The sequence below is a fragment of the Arthrobacter sp. AL05 genome (genome assembly GCF_029960715.1).
Lineage (GTDB): Bacteria > Actinomycetota > Actinomycetes > Actinomycetales > Micrococcaceae > Arthrobacter.
On sequence record NZ_JASBRC010000007.1, the window covers coordinates 182,947 to 198,377 of the forward strand.

Below are 15,431 nucleotides of genomic sequence, written 5' to 3' on the forward strand. Positions count from 1 at the left end.
CGTTATGCTTGATCTCGCTGCTTTCACGAGGTTGGCGGTCCGGATTCCGGGCCCGGATTAGGTGGAAGAAGTTGCGCGCGAGTGGCGGAACGGCAGACGCGCTGGCTTCAGGTGCCAGTGTCCGAAAGGGCGTGGGGGTTCAAATCCCCCCTCGCGCACGCACTAGAACCCCGGTCTTCGGACCGGGGTTCTTTTTTTGTGCGCTCCCGGGCCCTTCGGACGGCCGGACCCGGACGGCTAGACCCGCAGCGCGCCGAAACCGGTGACAAGCGTGTCGAGTCCCAGCTCAAATGCGGCGTCGGCCTGATTCGCGTGCCCTTGCTCGGCCAGGCGAGCCACGGCTTCCGTGAAATTCGGTGTCGAGGCAGCCATTCGGCCGGAGTCAAAAATGTCCGCGGGTGCAGTGACGTCATACGCCGAGCCGAAAATGAAGGATTCCAGGGCGACAATTGCGGAAATAATCCGCTCCTGCGGGAAACCGGCCCGGCCGAATCCGGCGCTGACGGCCTCGTACATGGCGAGGGTCTTGGGCGCGTCGGTGACCGGGAGCACTGCAATCACCGGGATCAGGGGGGTGTGCTGGGAGAAAACGTTCCGGTAGCTCCAGGCCCACCTGCGGACGGCTCTGTCCCACGGTTCGGCGTCGAAGGCTGACACGTCAACGAAGGACGTGAGATGGTCCTGGACCAGGACCAGTACGTCCTGTTTGGACGAGACGTGGTTGTACAAGGCCGACGGAGCGACGTTGAGCGTCCGCGCCAATGCGGCCATGGTAAATCCGCCGTAGCCGCTCTTGCCGATGAGCTGAAGCGCCGCCACGGTGATGACGTCCTGATCGAGCACGGCGGCAGCAGGCCGGCCAGCCCTGCGGCGGGGTTTTGCGCCCTGGCGGTGCGGTTCTGCGGGGGCACTGGTTGATGCCGGCATTCCTGGCCTTTCTGCTGTGGGGCGGTTCTCCCATTCTGCCCTTACTTTGCGTCCGAGTTTTCTTCGCGTGAAGGTCTTCCCTAGCGCACCCGATGGGTCTATAGTCGAGTCTAAATGAATGGCATTCATTTAGTGGGCCGCATCACTTCGCGGCCACGGAGAGGACATCATGCTGGAACTTGACCGCGACGTCGTTATTGTCGGAGCAGGGCCCGCCGGGCTGACCGCAGCCCGTGAACTGAAAAAGGCCGGCCTAAGCGTGGCCGTGCTGGAAGCGCGCGACCGCGTAGGCGGCCGCACCTGGACCGACACCATCGATGGCGCCATGCTGGAAATCGGTGGCCAGTGGGTCTCCCCGGATCAGACCGAACTGCTGGCTCTCCTCGACGAGCTGGGCCTCCAAACGTATTCCCGCTACCGCGACGGCGAGTCCGTCTATATCGGCTCCGACGGTAAGCGCACCCTCTATTCGGGGGCTACCTTCCCGGTCAGCGCGAGGACCGCGACCGAAATGGATAAGCTCACGGCACTGCTGGACTCTCTCGCCGCCGAGATTGGCCCCACCGAGCCGTGGGCGCATCCCAAGGCCCGAGAGTTGGACACCATCTCCTTCCACCACTGGCTGCGGGAGAACTCCACGGATGAGGAAGCCTGCAATAATATCGGCCTCTTTATTGCCGGTGGCATGCTGACCAAGCCGGCCCACGCTTTTTCGGCCCTGCAGGCGGTGCTGATGGCTGCCTCCGCAGGATCCTTCAGCCACCTCACCGATGAGGACTTTATCCTCGACAAGCGCGTCGTTGGGGGAATGCAGCAGGTCTCGGTCCTGATGGCCGCCGAACTGGGGAACGACGTTGTATTGGACAGCCCGGTGCGCACCGTCAACTGGAGCGCGGACGCGGGCGGGGAGCAGCGTGTCACCGCCGTATCGGACCGTGCCACCGTGAACGCGCGGTTCGTTATTATGGCCGTCCCGCCCAACCTGTACTCCCGGGTCTCGTTCAATCCGCCGCTGCCGCGCCGCCAGCACCAGATGCACCAGCACCAGTCGCTGGGACTGGTGATCAAGGTCCATGCCGTCTACAGCACCCCGTTCTGGCGCGAGGACGGACTCTCCGGAACCTGCTTCGGTGCCGGCGCCCTGGTCCAGGAGGTCTACGACAACACCAACCACGAGGACCCCCGCGGCACCCTGGTCGGCTTTATCTCGGATGAGAAGGCCGACGCCATGTTCGAGCTCAGCGCCGAGGAACGCCGCCGCACCATCCTCGAATCGATCGCCGGCTTCCTGGGGGACAAAGCCCTCGAACCGGAGGTCTACTACGAGTCGGACTGGGGGTCCGAGGAGTGGACGCGCGGCGCCTATGCTTCCAGCTACGACCTGGGTGGACTGCATCGCTACGGAAAGGACCAGCACGCACCCGTTGGTCCTATCTACTGGTCCTCCTCCGACCTCGCCGCTGAGGGCTACCAGCATGTCGACGGCGCAGTCCGGATGGGGCGCCACACGGCGGCCCGGATCGTCGCGGCGGCAGACCGCGCGTCTGTCTCCGCCAATTAGCACTTTTTTACGGCCCAGCCCGCGCAACCCTCCAGAAAGGACCGGCCAGATGCGTTATGTAGTGGGATATTCAGCCAATGCGAGAGGCCACGATGCCATTAACCTGGCCATCTCGCTGGCCCGGGGCCGCGGTGCCAGCCTGGATTTGGTGCTGGCGGTGCCCGAAATCCAGCAGGGAGCCGCCGCCCATGCACCCAAGGCCGGTTTCGAGACGCTGCTGAACGAACAGGCACAACAATGGCTCGACGAGGCCCTTGCCCTCGTTCCGGCGGACGTCCCGGCGCGGGCCCATATCCGCAGCGGAGATTCCGACGCCCGAACGCTGATCCAGGCGGCGGAGGAGTTGGGGGCCGACGTCCTCGTGATCGGGGCCACCAGCAACGGGCTTTTTAAGCGATTTACCATCGGGTCGGTAGCTAGCGCGCTGCTCCACGCATCGACCGTTCCGGTGGCCTTGGCCCCCCGCGGCTACCACCGGACGGAGGCCCTGGGCCGGATCAGTTGTGGACTCGGCACCCGGACGGGGGCGGAGAAGCTGCTCGACTTTGCCATCGGCATGGCAGCGAACCGGTCCGTGCCGCTGCGGGTGGTGTCGTTACTCGCCCTTGACGGCGGCGACTCGGCAGAGTCGGCCAAGGCCGCCCGCGAGTACGCCGAAAAGACTGTCGCGGACGCCGCGCCGGCCAGCCCGTCCGGTGACCCGCTCTCGGCCACCACGGATGTGGTCGTTGCGCAGGGCCGGAGCATCGAAGAGGCCGTGGACGGCCTCGACTGGGAGGACGGGGAGATCCTGGTCATCGGCTCAAGCCGGCTGGCCCACCCGCGGTCCATATTTCTGGGCAGCACAGCGAACCGCATCCTGCGCGCCCTTCCGGTGCCGATGTTTGTGGTACCCAGCGGCTACGAACTCAAGCACCAGAACCATTCAACGTTGAATGACACCTCCGGAGAGGCCCCATCATGAGCACCGAACACGCGACGGCCAAGACCGCGCACGATACGCACGCAGGACTCAGTGCCAAGGGCCTGAAAGCCGGATCGGTGGGACTGATCGGCGCCGTCGTTATTGGCGTTTCCTGTATTGCCCCGGCCTACACCTTGACCGCCGCCCTCGGGCCCACTGTCGCCGAGGTCGGCGTGCAGTTGCCGGCCATCTTCCTGGTGGGGTTCTTTCCGATGCTGCTCGTCGCATTCGGCTACCGGGAGCTGAACAACGCGATGCCCGACGCCGGCACGTCCTTCACCTGGGCCTCGCGTGCCTTCGGTCCATGGATCGGTTGGATGGGCGGCTGGGGACTGATCGCCGCGACGATCATTGTGTTGTCCAACCTGGCGGCCGTTGCCGTTGACTTCTTCTACCTCATGCTGGCCCAGGTGTTCAGCAATCCCGATCTGGCTGACCTGACCCTGAACCTGCCCGTGAACATCGCCACCACGCTGGTGTTCATCGCGCTGGCCTGCTGGATCTCTTACCGCGGCATGGAAACGACGAAGGGTGTCCAGTACGTGCTCGTCGCGTTCCAGCTCTTTGTGCTCGGCTGGTTCGCCATCGCCGCTTTCAGCCACGTCGCCAACGGCACAGCCTTTGACGCCACGGCGATCACCCCCGACTGGTTCAACCCGTTTGCCGTTGGCTCCTTCTCGGCTTTCGCCGCCGGCGTCTCGCTCTCGATCTTCATCTACTGGGGCTGGGACGTCACCTTGACCATGAACGAGGAAACCCGCAACCCGGAGAAGACCCCTGGCCGTGCGGCCACCGTCACAGTGCTGGTCATCGTGATCATCTACATGACTGTGGCCCTTGCGACACTGTCTTTCGCCGGCGTCGGAGAGGAAGGCCTGGGTGCCGGAAACCCCGAGAACCAGGGAAGTATCTTCGCTGTCCTCGCCGGACCGGTGATGGGCCCGTTCGCGATCCTGATGTCCCTGTCCATCCTGAGCAGCTCGGCTGCGTCCTTGCAGTCCACGTTCGTTTCCCCGGCACGAACGCTGCTGGCGATGGGCCATTACCAGGCGCTGCCGGCGAAATTCGGCAAGATCAGTCCCACGTTCAAGTCTCCGAGCTACGCCACGATTGCCGCCGCCATCGCGGCCGCGGCGTTCTACGTGGTCACCCGGACCACCTCCGAGAATGCGCTGTGGGACACCATCACCGCCCTGGGCATGATGATCTGCTTCTACTACGGCATCACGGCTCTGGCCTGCGTCTGGTTCTTCCGGAGCGAGGCGTTCAAGGGGGCGCACTCGTTCTTCTTCAAATTCCTCTCCCCGTTGCTGGGCGGAATTATCCTTCTGGTGATGTTCCTCAAGACCGCGTATGACTCCATGGACCCGGCGTACGGTTCCGGTTCATCGGTCGGCGGAATCGGCCTCGTGTTCATCCTGGGCATGGGCGTGATCCTGCTGGGCGTGGTCCTGATGCTGGTTATGTCCAAGCTCCGCCCGGAGTTCTTCAAGGGCAAGGTCCTGTCCAAGGGATACTGAGCCCGGCAGTCAACACCGGAAAGGTCCTCCTGCCGGCAGTTGTTGATAAGTAAGCACACTTACCAATAGGCTGTCGAAAGGGGGACCTTCCCCCGTTCGGAACCTGAACGAGGTGAGAGCATGTCGGACGCAGAAAACATCAGCAAAGTTACGGACATCATCAACGATTCGCGGATCGGAATGTTCACCACAGTTAATAACGAGGGCGCATTGGTCAGCCGGCCGCTTGCCGTCCAGGACGTGTTGGAGGACGGGGATATGTGGTTCTTCACCTCCGCCACCACCTCCCAGGTAGCCCACGTCCGGGCGCATCCGGCCGTCAACGTCTCCTTCGGCAAGGGGACGGAATGGGTGTCCGTGGCCGGAACGGCCGAGGTTGTTACGGACCCGACGAAGATCCATGGGCTCTGGAACCAGATGGTCGAGGCCTGGTTCCCGGACGGTCCGGATACCCCCGACGTGGTGCTGCTGCATGTCGATTCGGACTCTGCCGAGTACTGGACCAGCCCTGGCGGGACGGCCGCGACTGTACTCCAATGGGTTAAGTCCAAGGTTATGCACAACCGGATGAGCGTGGGCGAAAGCGGCACTGTGGAGCTGTAATACTGGTCCGCTTGCAGCGGAGCGTTGCCGCGCGCGGGTGAGTTGCCGGCGGCGTCAGCCGAGCACGGGATCCGCCGTCACCAAGGCGGCGGTGCGGACCGGGGCCGTCTGTTGCACCCCGGCGGCGCGTTCGGCCTCGGCGAGGGCTTGTTCCAGGCGAGCGACAGCCGGGGCGTAACCGGGATCGGTTCCGCCCCGGAGCAGCTCTGCTGCCTTGATGGCCCGGATCAGGACAGCCGTCTCCGGTTGCCGCGGGTCACTCATGGCGGGGTAATCGATGCAATGCGCGGGGTCGAGTTCGTAGCGTTGCCAGCGTGCCAGGGCGCCGCGGTGCCGGGCGGCAGCGAGTTCGTTGCGGCCAGCAGTCACCCGGGCGAAGCGGCGGGCCGCCGTCTTTTCGACGATCCCGGGCGTCCCCAGGTAGCTGGCGGCAGCCGCGGCGGCGGCGAGAATGGCGAGCAGGAGCCCGGCCCAAGGTGCCGCCAGGGCGGGGAGGATTACCGCCGGAACGGCGACGGCGAGCCCGGCGAAAGCATCCCAGAAAACGGCATCCGGCAGGCCATCCTCTGCGGCCTTGTGCTTGCGGACCAGGTAGACCGAGGCTCCCGCAGCGATCACCACAACGGCGGCCAGCGCCAGGAATTGCCATAACGCGAACGGGGCGGACAAGAACGGTGACGCCATTCCAACACCTCCAGGGATTCGGCCCGGTGCGGGCGCGGTTCCACTGATTCCATTGGAGTCCATGGACGGCGGGCCGTCAATGGTCAGCTGGGGGCCGAGGGTGTCAGTTTTTCGACGACGGTTGCGGGGACTTTATCCGGCCTCACCGGGACTGAGCATGCCCCGCCGCCTTCAGCGGCTATTCGGCCGAGTTGCGTGCGGTTTTGGTGTCCTTCTTCGCGGCTTCATCCTTGACCCGCTGGGCTTCGGCGCGGACGGCGGCGTGGGTGGAGCGTTCGGCGACCAGCCAAGCCGGGGGCGCCTGCAGCAGCGCGGTGATCTCCGCCGTCGTCAACGCCTCCTCGACGCCGCCGCGGGCCAGGCCGCTGATGGAGACGTTAAGCTTCTGGGCGACCACCGGGCGGGGATGCGGGCCGTTGCGGCGAAGTTCCGCGAGCCACTCCGGCGGGGTGGCCTGGAGCTCGGCGAAATCGGCGCGGCTGATAACCGAATCCTGGAACTCCTGGGGTGTTGCGGGCAGGTAGATGCCAAGCTTCTTGGCAACGGTGGCCGGCTTCATGGACTGGGAGTTTGCAGAGGTCATGGTTCAAGGGTATCCGGCCAGAGCGGGAGCAGGCACCGGCACTGAACCCTGACACCCGCCATGCGCCGGGCCGGGCGGTACTGTGAACATGTGTCCGCAGCAGAAGAACCTCCCCAGACCCCCGATGAAGCCACCGCCGTCCCGGCCGAAGCAGCCGCCCGGGAGTTGCGTTTCGCGTACGTCGCCGGCGTAACGCCGGGCAAGTGGACGCGGCGCTGGGAAGAGCGGATGCCTGATGTTCCGGTGCGTTCCTTTATGTCCGACGACGGCACCCAGCTCGCCGTGCTGCGCGACGGTTCCGCCGACCTGAGCTTTGTCCGGCTGCCCGTGGAGCGCGAGGGTTTGAGCGTTATTGCCCTGTACGAGGAACAGCCCGTGGTGGTGGCGCCCAAGGGACATGAGATTTCCGTGTTCGAGGAAGTGGCGCTGGCCGATCTCGCTACGGAGTCGTTCCTGGACGTCGCCGAACTTGGCGGCCCCGAAATGGCCTTGCGGGTGGTGGCGACGGGGGCTGGCCTCGTGATCCTGCCCATGTCCGTGGCGCGCCACTTCAACGTCAAGGACACTGTGGCGCGCAAACTGACCGGGGCGCCCGCCACGGAGATCGCAGTGGCGTGGCGCAGCGAAACCACTGATGAAGTGATCGAGGAGTTCATCGGAATTGTCCGCGGCCGCACTGCCGCGAGCTCCCGCCAGCCCTCGGCCAACCAGGAAAAGCCCAAAAAGGAACCGAAGCCTGACCGGCGCGGCCCTGCCGTAAAGAAGCCAAAGGTGGCGCAGCGGTACGCCCCGAATCCGGATAAGGGCCGCGGGAAAGGGTCCAGGAAAAGAGGCAAGCGCTAAGGAGCCGCTGCCCGGGAGCTACTTGGCGCAGGCGTCCTGGAGAGCCTGGACGGACTCGGCCGGCGCTTGATCCCCGGAGTCGGCGATTTGGCGCAGCGGAGTGACGATCTCCGCGGGAACTCCCGCTTTCTCCGCGCCGGAGACCAGGCTGCCGAGCACTTCCTTGTCCTTCACGCTGACCAGGCCGTCCGCCACGAGGGAGCAGGCCTGCTTTTTGATTTCACTCCCGGCAGCTGTGGCGACCTGGGAGGCGCCGTCGCTGACGGCCTTGTTGGCGGCGTCCTGCACCTGCCCGCAGCCCGTCAGCGCGATCATCAGGGCAGCAGCGGGCAGGGCGGCGAGGGGAAGTTTCATTTATCCACCCTAGCAAGGGACGCTTGCCCGAAGCCGGTCGCCGGCGCTTGTCCACGGTTCGATGGAAAACGGTTCGGTGGAAAACGGTTCGGTGGAAAACAGGGACGCTGCCGCCAGATCACGCGGTGCGGAAAAGCCACAACGAACGGCCCGTGTCACCGGAGGCCAGTGCTGTTGTGTTGGCGCCGGCAGCCTCCTGCGTGGCCATAACGGCGGCGGCAGGACTCCCTTCGGCTGAAAAACTCCGCGGAAACTGGCGGCGCACTTGCCCGGGCCGCGGCCCGTGGCGGGTAATGCCGACCAAGATGCGCGGAATACTTGCGGACGCCGTAATCCGGTAGCGGCTGGAATTTACCGCGTCGCAGGGCTGAATGTGCGCCGCAGCTTGTTCTGCGCGTGGTCCCGCCCCGGCGCCGCAGCACCGGCTCGAAGAATTGTTGAACAATTCGTGTATTTAGTGCATCCTTATTAAAGAGCAGCAATGAGATGAGGATCACAAATGGCAAGCATTGACCTGAACAGCGACGTTGGCGAGTCCTACGGGCGCTGGAGCCTGGGCGACGATACGGCGATGTTCGGCTCGGTCTCCAGCGCCAACGTGGCCTGCGGATTCCACGCCGGTGACCCCAGCGTCATCCGCCGGACCTGCCGCGAGGCGGTCGCCGCCGGCGTCGTGATCGGTGCCCACGTCGGCTACCGTGACCTCGCCGGTTTCGGCCGCCGCTTCCTGGACATCGACCCGATTGAACTGGCTGACGACGTCGTCTACCAGATCGGTGCGCTGCAGGCCCTGGCCGCGGCCGAGGGCGGCACTGTCACCTACGTCAAGCCGCATGGCGGCCTGTATAACGCAATTGTCGCGCACACAGCGCAGGCGAAAGCCGTGGTCGACGCCGTGAAGTCCGTGGATCCGAACCTGCCCATCCTGGGCCTGCCCGGATCCGAAGTGCTCCGTCTCGCAGAGGCTGCCGGGCTCCGTGCCGTGACCGAAGCCTTCGCGGACCGGGCCTACAATCCGGACGGCACCCTGGTGTCCCGAACGCTTCCCGGAGCCGTCCTCCACGACCATACGGAGGTCACCGAGCATGTCCTCCGGATGGCCTCCGATTCAACCGTCCGCACGATAGACGGCTCCATCCTGAAGATCCGCGCCGAGAGCATCTGCGTGCACGGCGACACCCCGGGCGCCGTCAGCATGGCGGCGGAGGTCCGCGCGGCCCTGTCCGCCGCGGGCATCAACACTGCCTCGTTCGTTTAGCCGCAGACGCGGTTCGTATCCAGTTCAAGGCACCGGCAACGATGAAAGCAGCTATGGAAACCCTGGCAGTACAAAAGGTCCGCTTTGTGCGGGCGGTGGGAACCCGTGCGGTACTTGCCGAACTTACCGGAACCCAAGATGTGCTGGCCCTGCAGGGAATGCTGCTCGAGAACCCGTTGCCGGGCCAGTTGGACGTCCTCGCGGCAGCCGAAACTGTGCTGGTCATGGCTGACTCGCCCGGGTCCGCCCGGCGGATCGCCCGGCAACTGCTCCAGCTCGACCTCACCGCGCCCGCGCAGCGGGACGGCGAGCTCGTGGTCATCGATACGGTGTACGACGGCGAGGACCTCGCCGAAGCCGGGGAACTGACCGGTCTTGGGGCCGACGGCGTGATCGCAGCCCATACCGGGCAGATCTGGACCGTGGCTTTCGCCGGGTTCGCCCCGGGCTTTGGCTACATGGTGGGGGAAAACCAGTCCCTCGAGGTCCCTCGGCGCAGCTCGCCGCGCACCGCGGTGCCGGCAGGTTCGGTGGCGCTGGCCGGCAATTACTCGGCCGTCTATCCGCGCCGCTCACCCGGCGGGTGGCAGCTGATCGGCCGGACCGGCGCCGGCATGTGGGACCTGGACCGGGAACAGCCCGCGCTTGCCTCCCCCGGCCACCGGGTCCAGTTCCGCGCGGTCCGGGACGCCGTGGAGCTGGCCCCGAAACCCTCGGCCGGGGTTGCCGATGCCTGGGTGGAATCCGGCCTGCGGGTTGTTTCGCCGGGTCTGCAGAGCCTGATCCAGGACCTTGGCCGCCACGGTCACTCCGGTATGGGCGTCTCCGCCGCCGGGGCGCTGGACCGGGCTTCGCTGCGCCGGGCCAACCGCATTGTCGGGAACGCGCCGTCGGCCGCCGCTGTCGAAACGGTCGCGGGAGGCCTTCGCGTGCAGGCAGTCGGCGACCAGGTCCTCGCGGTCGCCGGGGCGCCATCGGATCTGGCCATCGAATCACTCCCCCCGGATGGCTGTGCGGCCGCCCGCCGGACTGTCCCAATGGCCACACCCTTCGCCCTGCTCGACGGCGAAACGCTGACCATCGGCGCGCCGGAACGTGGTTTCCGCAGTTACCTCGCCATTCGCGGCGGCGTAGACAGCTCCCCGGTGCTGGGCAGCCGCTCCACTGACACCATGTCCGGGATCGGCCCCGCACCGCTGGCCGCCGGCCAGCTCTTCGCCGCCGGCGGCGAAGCCGAATCCGGCGTCGTCGGGCATCCCGAACTGCAGCCGGACTTCCCGGGCGCCGGAGTGACGGTGCTCGACGTTGTCCCCGGTCCCCGTGCCGACTGGTTCGATGCCGCAGCCCTGGCGTCCTTCTGCGGCCAGGAGTGGGAAGTGAAACCACAGTCCAACCGGGTCGGCATGCGCCTGCAGGGATCTGCGCTGCAGCGCAGCCGGCAAGGCGAACTCGCCAGCGAGGGCACAGTCGCCGGCGCCCTGCAGGTCCCGCCGGAAGGGCTTCCCGTCCTCTTCCTCGCCGACCATCCGATCACGGGCGGCTACCCCGTGATTGCCGTGGTGGTCGATTCCCAGCTGGATCTCGCCGCCCAGGTCCCGATCGGCGGCCGGATCCGCTTCCGCTGGGCGGACAATCCGGCCACTGAACCCGCCACCCCCAAAGAAGAAGTGAGTAACTGATGCGCAAGGTCCTGATCGCCAACCGCGGTGAAATAGCCGTCCGGATCATCCGGGCCTGTGACGACGCACAGCTGGCCTCCGTCGCCGTGTACGCGGACATCGATGCCGACGCCCTGCACGTTTCCGTCGCCGACGAGGCCTATGCCCTGGGCGGGAATTCACCGGCCGAGACCTACCTGAATATCCCCAAGCTGCTGGCAGCAGCGGCCGAATCCGGCGCCGACGCCCTTCACCCCGGCTACGGCTTCCTCTCGGAGAACGCCGAATTCGCCCAGGCCGTCCTCGATGCCGGACTCACCTGGATCGGGCCGACCCCGGAGGCCATCCGGTTGCTCGGCAATAAGATTACTGCCCGCCAGGCGGCCGTGCGCGCCGGTGCCCCGCTTGTCGCAGGCAGTGCCGGCCCGGTCGAATCCGCCGCCGAGGCCCGCGTCTTCGCAGAACAGCACGGACTGCCGATCGCCATCAAGGCGGCCTTTGGCGGCGGCGGCCGCGGGATGAAGGTGGTCCGCGCCCTCGACGAAGTCGAGGAAGCCTTTGACTCGGCCGTCCGGGAAGCCGTCGCCGCGTTCGGCCGCGGCGACTGCTTTGTGGAGCGCTACCTGGACCGTCCGCGGCACGTCGAGGCGCAGATCCTCGCGGATACGCACGGCAACGTCGTTGTCGTCGGAACCCGCGACTGCTCGCTTCAGCGCCGGCACCAGAAGCTCGTGGAGGAGGCCCCCGCGCCGTTCCTCAGCGAGGACCAGAGGCTCCAGATCTACAACGGCGCGAAGGCCGTCTGCCGCGAAGCCCGCTACTCCGGCGCGGGCACTGTCGAATTCCTGGTTGCCGCGGACGGCACGGTGGCATTCCTCGAGGTAAACACCCGACTGCAGGTGGAGCATCCCATCACGGAGGAAACCACCGGGATCGACCTGGTGCAGGAACAATTCCGGATCGCTGCGGGGGAGCGGTTGCGCCTCACGGCGGACCCGGCACCGAGGGGGCACTCGTTCGAATTCCGGCTCAATGCCGAGGATGTTGGGCGCGGTTTCCTGCCATCACCCGGCACGGTAGAGGAGTTCCACGGCCCCACCGGCCCGGGGATCCGGCTCGACACCGGTGTCCGTGCGGGCTCCTTCGTTCCGCCGCAGTTTGACTCGCTGCTGGCAAAATTGATCGTCACCGGCGCCGACCGCCAGCAGGCCCTGCGCCGTGCCCGCCGGGCCCTCGCCGAAATCAGCATCACCGGTGTGGCCACCGTCCTGCCTTTCCACCGTGCCGTGCTGGAATCCCCGGACTTCACCTCTGAAGCCGGCCTGGGAATCCACACCCGCTGGATCGAAACCGACTTCGCGGACCGTGTCCCTGCCGACCCGGGCTACAGCACCTCGGTTCCCGACGGCGAACGCCGGACCATCACCGTCGAGGTGGACGGCCGCCGGATGGCAGTCGGGCTGCCGGCTGAACTGTTGGACGGCTGGGCACGTTCCGGCGGCGCCCTCCCGCAGCGGATCTCCCTGGCGGAGGCCTCCGGTGGCGGACCGGCCCCCGTTGACCCGGGAGAACTGCGGGCCGACATGGCCGGCACCGTAGTGAAGTGGCTTGTGGAACCGGGCACCGAAGTCGCGGCGGGGGACCCCGTTGTTGTGCTGGAAGCGATGAAAATGGAAACTCAGGTCTCCGCCCACCGCAACGGCACACTGACCGGCGTCCGCGCGGAAGCCGGCAGCGTTGTCACTACTGGAGCGGTGCTGGCTCTGATTGGCTAGGCGCCGGCTGAGCCGGTGCCGGCTGAGCCTTTGGCTGCCCACTAGCGGCCCAAGTGGCCAGCAGCCGGACGGCATCCTCCGAGCTTGAACCGGGCTCGGCGGTATAAACAAGCAGCGACAGCCCGGCGTCGGCGGAGAGATCCAAGGCCTCGTACATCAGGTGGAGATCGCCCACCACGGGGTGGCGGAGATGCTTGCGCCCGGTGTAGTGCTGGCGTACATTGTGCGCCGCCCACCGGGTGCGGAACTCCTCGCTGCGGGTGGAAAGTTCCCCGACCAGGTCGGTCAGGCCGCGGTCGTAGGGGTCGCGGCCGGCCTCGGTGCGCAAGATCGCCACGGTGTCGTCAGCGGCCCGGTCCCAGTCCGGGTAGAAGCCGTACGCGCGGTTGTCCAGGAAGATGAACCGGGCATGGTTGGCCGGCCGGACAGGGCCGGCGAACATCTCCGAATACAGGGCGAAGCCGAGCTGGTTGGCCGCGAGGATGTCCAGTCGCCCGTTATGCACAAAAGCCGGTGCGTTCGCGATCGCGTCGAGCATCAACTGCACGCCGGCACGGACCGGCTGGGCGGCCGCGCGGCGGCGCTGGGGCCTGCGGCTGTTGCCCGCGGCCCTGGCCAGATCGAACAAGTGCGCCTGCTCTGCCGCGTCCAGCTGCAGGGCCCGCGCCAGCGCTTCCAGTACTCCCTCGGAGACTCCGGCGAGGTTCCCGCGTTCCAGCCGGGTGTAATACTCGACACTTACCCCGGCCAGCAGGGCAACCTCGCCGCGCCGCAGTCCCGGGACGCGGCGGTTGCCGCCGGAGACGGGCAATCCCGCCTGTTCGGGGGTTATTTTCGCCCGCCGGGTGGCAAGGAAGTCCCGGGTCTCGCTCTGATTGTCCATGCCTCCAACGTTAGAGGGTAAGGCGCTGCCAGGGAGGCCCTGCTGGTAGGGGTACTGGCAGTGACTCCCTGAACGGCAACGGGTTGGTGTTTGATGGAGAGTGCCCCCGATGACGTCCGGGCCGAAAGGCCGCACCGCACCGGTGCCGAACGCCGGGGCAAACTCCCCCTGAACCCCACAAACAGGAGACCCATGCTTACCGTTAACGCTTATGCCGCCATCTCCGCGACGGAACCCCTTGTTCCGACCACCATCGAACGCCGCGACGTTGGCGCGCACGACATCCTGATCGACATCAAGTTCGCCGGCATCTGCCACTCTGACATCCATACCGTCCGCGGAGACTGGGGACCGCAGCAGTACCCGCTGTCCCCGGGACACGAAATCGCCGGCATCGTCAGCGAGGTCGGCTCCGCCGTCACGAAGCACGCCGTCGGCGACCGGGTCGGCGTCGGCTGCATGGTCAACTCCTGCCGCGAATGCGTCAATTGCCTGAAGGGTGAAGAGCAGTTCTGCGTCAAGGGCAACATCGGCACCTACGGCGCCGTGGACCGCGACGGAACGATCACACAGGGCGGCTACTCCACGCACGTTGTGGTCACCGAGGACTTTGTGGTCCGGATTCCGGAAAGCCTGGAACTCGACGTCGCCGCGCCGCTGCTCTGCGCAGGCATCACCACCTTCTCGCCGCTGAACCACTGGGGCGCCGGCCCCGGCAAAAAGGTCGCGGTTGTTGGCCTTGGCGGGCTGGGCCACGTCGCCGTCAAGATCGCACACGCGATGGGCGCTGACGTCACGGTGCTCTCGCAGTCCTTGAAGAAGCAGGAGGACGGGCTGCGCCTGGGTGCGGACCACTACTTCGCCACCAGCGATCCGTCCACGTTCGAGCAGCTGGCCGGCTCCTTCGACCTGATCCTGAACACGGTCAGCGCGAAGATCGACCTGGACGCCTACCTGTCCCTGCTGGCCGTCGACGGCGCAATGGTCAACGTCGGCGCCCCGGCCGAACCGCTCTCGCTGAACGTCTTTTCGCTGATCGGTGGCCGCCGGTCCTTCGCCGGCTCGCTGATCGGCGGCATCCGGGAGACCCAGGAAATGCTGGACTTCTGCGCCGAGCACAAGCTCGGTGCCGAGATCGAGGTCATTGGGGCCGACAAGATCAACGAGGCCTACGAGCGGGTGCTGGCCTCCGATGTGAGGTACCGTTTTGTGATTGACACCGCCACGCTGGCCTAATCCCGTCCGCGGAAAAGGGCTCGGCCGGCGTGAACCGGCCGGGCCCTTTTTTGGCTTCACCGGACCGCAGGCAGCGCCGCCCCGGGGCGCTGCTGTCGTGCGGATGTCCGGCCGAGGCTTAGGATTATCACAATGATGCCTGAACGAACTCTCGCCGCGGAGGGTAAGAACTCCCTGAGTGTCCGCGGCGGGATCATAGAATCCGTCTGGCGCCCCGGCTCCTTCGTTGACGTCCAGGACGCCAAGGATGCCATGCTGGCCGTGGAACGGATCACGGGCGGAATCCCGATGCCGATGCTCTCGGAAATGACCGATGTGGAAATCAGTGCCGCGGCCAGGCGCGAGTTTGCCCAGACCTCAGGCGTGCTGGCCATCGCGGTCCTCGGATCCAGTGCAGTGGACCGCGTGATCGCTGCCGCAATGACCAGGCACACCCGTTATCCGCACGAATTCTTCACCTCCAGGAACGCAGCCCTGACGTGGCTCGCGGAAATCCTCAAGACCCGCACGTAGGGCCCGGACCCGATCGGAGGCACGTGCCGCCTCGCGCCAGCCGCCCGACCGCTGGACACCGCATGTACA

The 15,431-nt window shown here is 66.4% G+C and carries 15 protein-coding genes and 1 tRNA gene; 11 read left to right on the forward strand and 5 right to left on the reverse strand.

The genetic code is table 11. The features are described 5' to 3' along the window. Positions 1-75: 75 nt before the first annotated feature. Positions 76-158 (forward strand) — tRNA-Leu (locus tag QK287_RS11035). A 79-nt stretch (positions 159-237) separates the two neighbouring features. Here QK287_RS11035 and QK287_RS11040 read toward each other — a convergent pair. Beyond that, on the reverse strand, positions 238-927 hold the full coding sequence (locus QK287_RS11040) for a TetR/AcrR family transcriptional regulator (RefSeq protein WP_282360061.1): 690 nt from the start codon (positions 925-927) through the stop codon (positions 238-240). 169 nt (positions 928-1,096) lie between these two features. On the opposite strand from QK287_RS11040, the gene QK287_RS11045 reads away from it, so the two are divergent. The 4 genes from QK287_RS11045 to QK287_RS11060 all read left to right on the forward strand — a co-directional run bounded on the left by QK287_RS11045 (position 1,097) and on the right by QK287_RS11060 (position 5,575). After that, positions 1,097-2,488, forward strand: a complete 1,392-nt coding sequence (locus QK287_RS11045) for an NAD(P)/FAD-dependent oxidoreductase (protein WP_282360062.1) — start codon at positions 1,097-1,099, stop codon at positions 2,486-2,488. Between the two features lie 49 nt (positions 2,489-2,537). After that, positions 2,538-3,452 carry a universal stress protein gene (locus QK287_RS11050; protein ID WP_282360063.1) on the forward strand — a complete coding sequence of 305 codons (915 nt, stop codon included), beginning with the start codon at positions 2,538-2,540 and terminating at the stop codon, positions 3,450-3,452. Further along, positions 3,449-4,972: an APC family permease gene (locus tag QK287_RS11055; RefSeq protein ID WP_282360064.1), complete on the forward strand. Its 1,524-nt coding sequence runs from the start codon at positions 3,449-3,451 to the stop codon at positions 4,970-4,972. The genes QK287_RS11050 and QK287_RS11055 overlap by 4 nt, the downstream gene beginning before the upstream one ends. 120 nt (positions 4,973-5,092) lie before the next feature. Continuing rightward, on the forward strand, positions 5,093-5,575 hold the full coding sequence (locus QK287_RS11060; protein ID WP_282360065.1) for a pyridoxamine 5'-phosphate oxidase family protein: 483 nt from the start codon (positions 5,093-5,095) through the stop codon (positions 5,573-5,575). Positions 5,576-5,629: 54 nt separating this feature from the next. Here the strand turns inward: QK287_RS11060 and QK287_RS11065 are convergent, their stop codons facing one another. Then, on the reverse strand, positions 5,630-6,259 hold the full coding sequence (locus QK287_RS11065; RefSeq protein ID WP_282360066.1) for a hypothetical protein: 630 nt from the start codon (positions 6,257-6,259) through the stop codon (positions 5,630-5,632). A 178-nt stretch (positions 6,260-6,437) separates the two neighbouring features. Next, positions 6,438-6,842, reverse strand: coding sequence for a DUF5997 family protein (locus QK287_RS11070; protein ID WP_282360068.1), 405 nt, complete (start codon positions 6,840-6,842; stop codon positions 6,438-6,440). A 90-nt stretch (positions 6,843-6,932) separates the two neighbouring features. On the opposite strand from QK287_RS11070, the gene QK287_RS11075 reads away from it, so the two are divergent. Then, entirely contained in the window at positions 6,933-7,685 is a 753-nt protein-coding gene (locus QK287_RS11075) for a LysR substrate-binding domain-containing protein (RefSeq protein ID WP_282360069.1), read from the forward strand. A gap of 18 nt (positions 7,686-7,703) precedes the next feature. Here QK287_RS11075 and QK287_RS11080 read toward each other — a convergent pair whose 3' ends face one another. Next, positions 7,704-8,039 carry a hypothetical protein gene (locus QK287_RS11080; RefSeq protein WP_282360071.1) on the reverse strand — a complete coding sequence of 112 codons (336 nt, stop codon included), beginning with the start codon at positions 8,037-8,039 and terminating at the stop codon, positions 7,704-7,706. Positions 8,040-8,538: 499 nt separating this feature from the next. On the opposite strand from QK287_RS11080, the gene QK287_RS11085 reads away from it, so the two are divergent. Genes QK287_RS11085 through QK287_RS11095 form a run of 3 tightly spaced genes read left to right on the forward strand, consistent with a single transcriptional unit; the run spans position 8,539 to position 12,730 of the window. After that, positions 8,539-9,297 (forward strand): 5-oxoprolinase subunit PxpA, encoded by a 759-nt coding sequence (locus QK287_RS11085; protein WP_282360072.1) that lies wholly within the window; start codon positions 8,539-8,541, stop codon positions 9,295-9,297. Between the two features lie 41 nt (positions 9,298-9,338). Then, entirely contained in the window at positions 9,339-10,976 is a 1,638-nt protein-coding gene (locus QK287_RS11090) for a 5-oxoprolinase/urea amidolyase family protein (protein WP_282360073.1), read from the forward strand. Beyond that, entirely contained in the window at positions 10,976-12,730 is a 1,755-nt protein-coding gene (locus tag QK287_RS11095) for a biotin carboxylase N-terminal domain-containing protein (RefSeq protein WP_282360074.1), read from the forward strand. Before QK287_RS11090 ends, QK287_RS11095 begins: the two co-directional genes overlap by 1 nt. On the opposite strand, the gene QK287_RS11100 is transcribed toward QK287_RS11095, so the two are convergent. Continuing rightward, positions 12,699-13,613: a helix-turn-helix transcriptional regulator gene (locus QK287_RS11100; RefSeq protein ID WP_282360075.1), complete on the reverse strand. Its 915-nt coding sequence runs from the start codon at positions 13,611-13,613 to the stop codon at positions 12,699-12,701. The genes QK287_RS11095 and QK287_RS11100 overlap by 32 nt on opposite strands. 192 nt (positions 13,614-13,805) lie before the next feature. Between QK287_RS11100 and QK287_RS11105 the strand changes: the two genes are divergently transcribed. Continuing rightward, positions 13,806-14,849, forward strand: coding sequence for an NAD(P)-dependent alcohol dehydrogenase (locus QK287_RS11105; protein WP_226775525.1), 1,044 nt, complete (start codon positions 13,806-13,808; stop codon positions 14,847-14,849). 132 nt (positions 14,850-14,981) lie between these two features. Beyond that, entirely contained in the window at positions 14,982-15,362 is a 381-nt protein-coding gene (locus QK287_RS11110; RefSeq protein ID WP_226775524.1) for an STAS/SEC14 domain-containing protein, read from the forward strand. Positions 15,363-15,431: the final 69 nt, after the last annotated feature.

Excerpts from the sequence above, each read along its gene's own strand:
- QK287_RS11050 (WP_282360063.1), top strand. The coding sequence starts at position 2,538 with ATGCGTTATGTAGTGGGATATTCAGCCAATGCGAGAGGCCACGATGCC.
- QK287_RS11085 (WP_282360072.1), top strand. The coding sequence starts at position 8,539 with ATGGCAAGCATTGACCTGAACAGCGACGTTGGCGAGTCCTACGGGCGC.
- QK287_RS11105 (WP_226775525.1), top strand. The coding sequence starts at position 13,806 with ATGCTTACCGTTAACGCTTATGCCGCCATCTCCGCGACGGAACCCCTT.
- QK287_RS11070 (WP_282360068.1), bottom strand. The coding sequence starts at position 6,842 with ATGACCTCTGCAAACTCCCAGTCCATGAAGCCGGCCACCGTTGCCAAG.
- QK287_RS11080 (WP_282360071.1), bottom strand. The coding sequence starts at position 8,039 with ATGAAACTTCCCCTCGCCGCCCTGCCCGCTGCTGCCCTGATGATCGCG.
- QK287_RS11065 (WP_282360066.1), bottom strand. The coding sequence starts at position 6,259 with ATGGCGTCACCGTTCTTGTCCGCCCCGTTCGCGTTATGGCAATTCCTG.
- QK287_RS11110 (WP_226775524.1), top strand. The coding sequence starts at position 14,982 with ATGATGCCTGAACGAACTCTCGCCGCGGAGGGTAAGAACTCCCTGAGT.
- QK287_RS11060 (WP_282360065.1), top strand. The coding sequence starts at position 5,093 with ATGTCGGACGCAGAAAACATCAGCAAAGTTACGGACATCATCAACGAT.
- QK287_RS11095 (WP_282360074.1), top strand. The coding sequence starts at position 10,976 with ATGCGCAAGGTCCTGATCGCCAACCGCGGTGAAATAGCCGTCCGGATC.
- QK287_RS11040 (WP_282360061.1), bottom strand. The coding sequence starts at position 927 with ATGCCGGCATCAACCAGTGCCCCCGCAGAACCGCACCGCCAGGGCGCA.
- QK287_RS11090 (WP_282360073.1), top strand. The coding sequence starts at position 9,339 with ATGAAAGCAGCTATGGAAACCCTGGCAGTACAAAAGGTCCGCTTTGTG.
- QK287_RS11055 (WP_282360064.1), top strand. The coding sequence starts at position 3,449 with ATGAGCACCGAACACGCGACGGCCAAGACCGCGCACGATACGCACGCA.
- QK287_RS11100 (WP_282360075.1), bottom strand. The coding sequence starts at position 13,613 with ATGGACAATCAGAGCGAGACCCGGGACTTCCTTGCCACCCGGCGGGCG.
- QK287_RS11045 (WP_282360062.1), top strand. The coding sequence starts at position 1,097 with ATGCTGGAACTTGACCGCGACGTCGTTATTGTCGGAGCAGGGCCCGCC.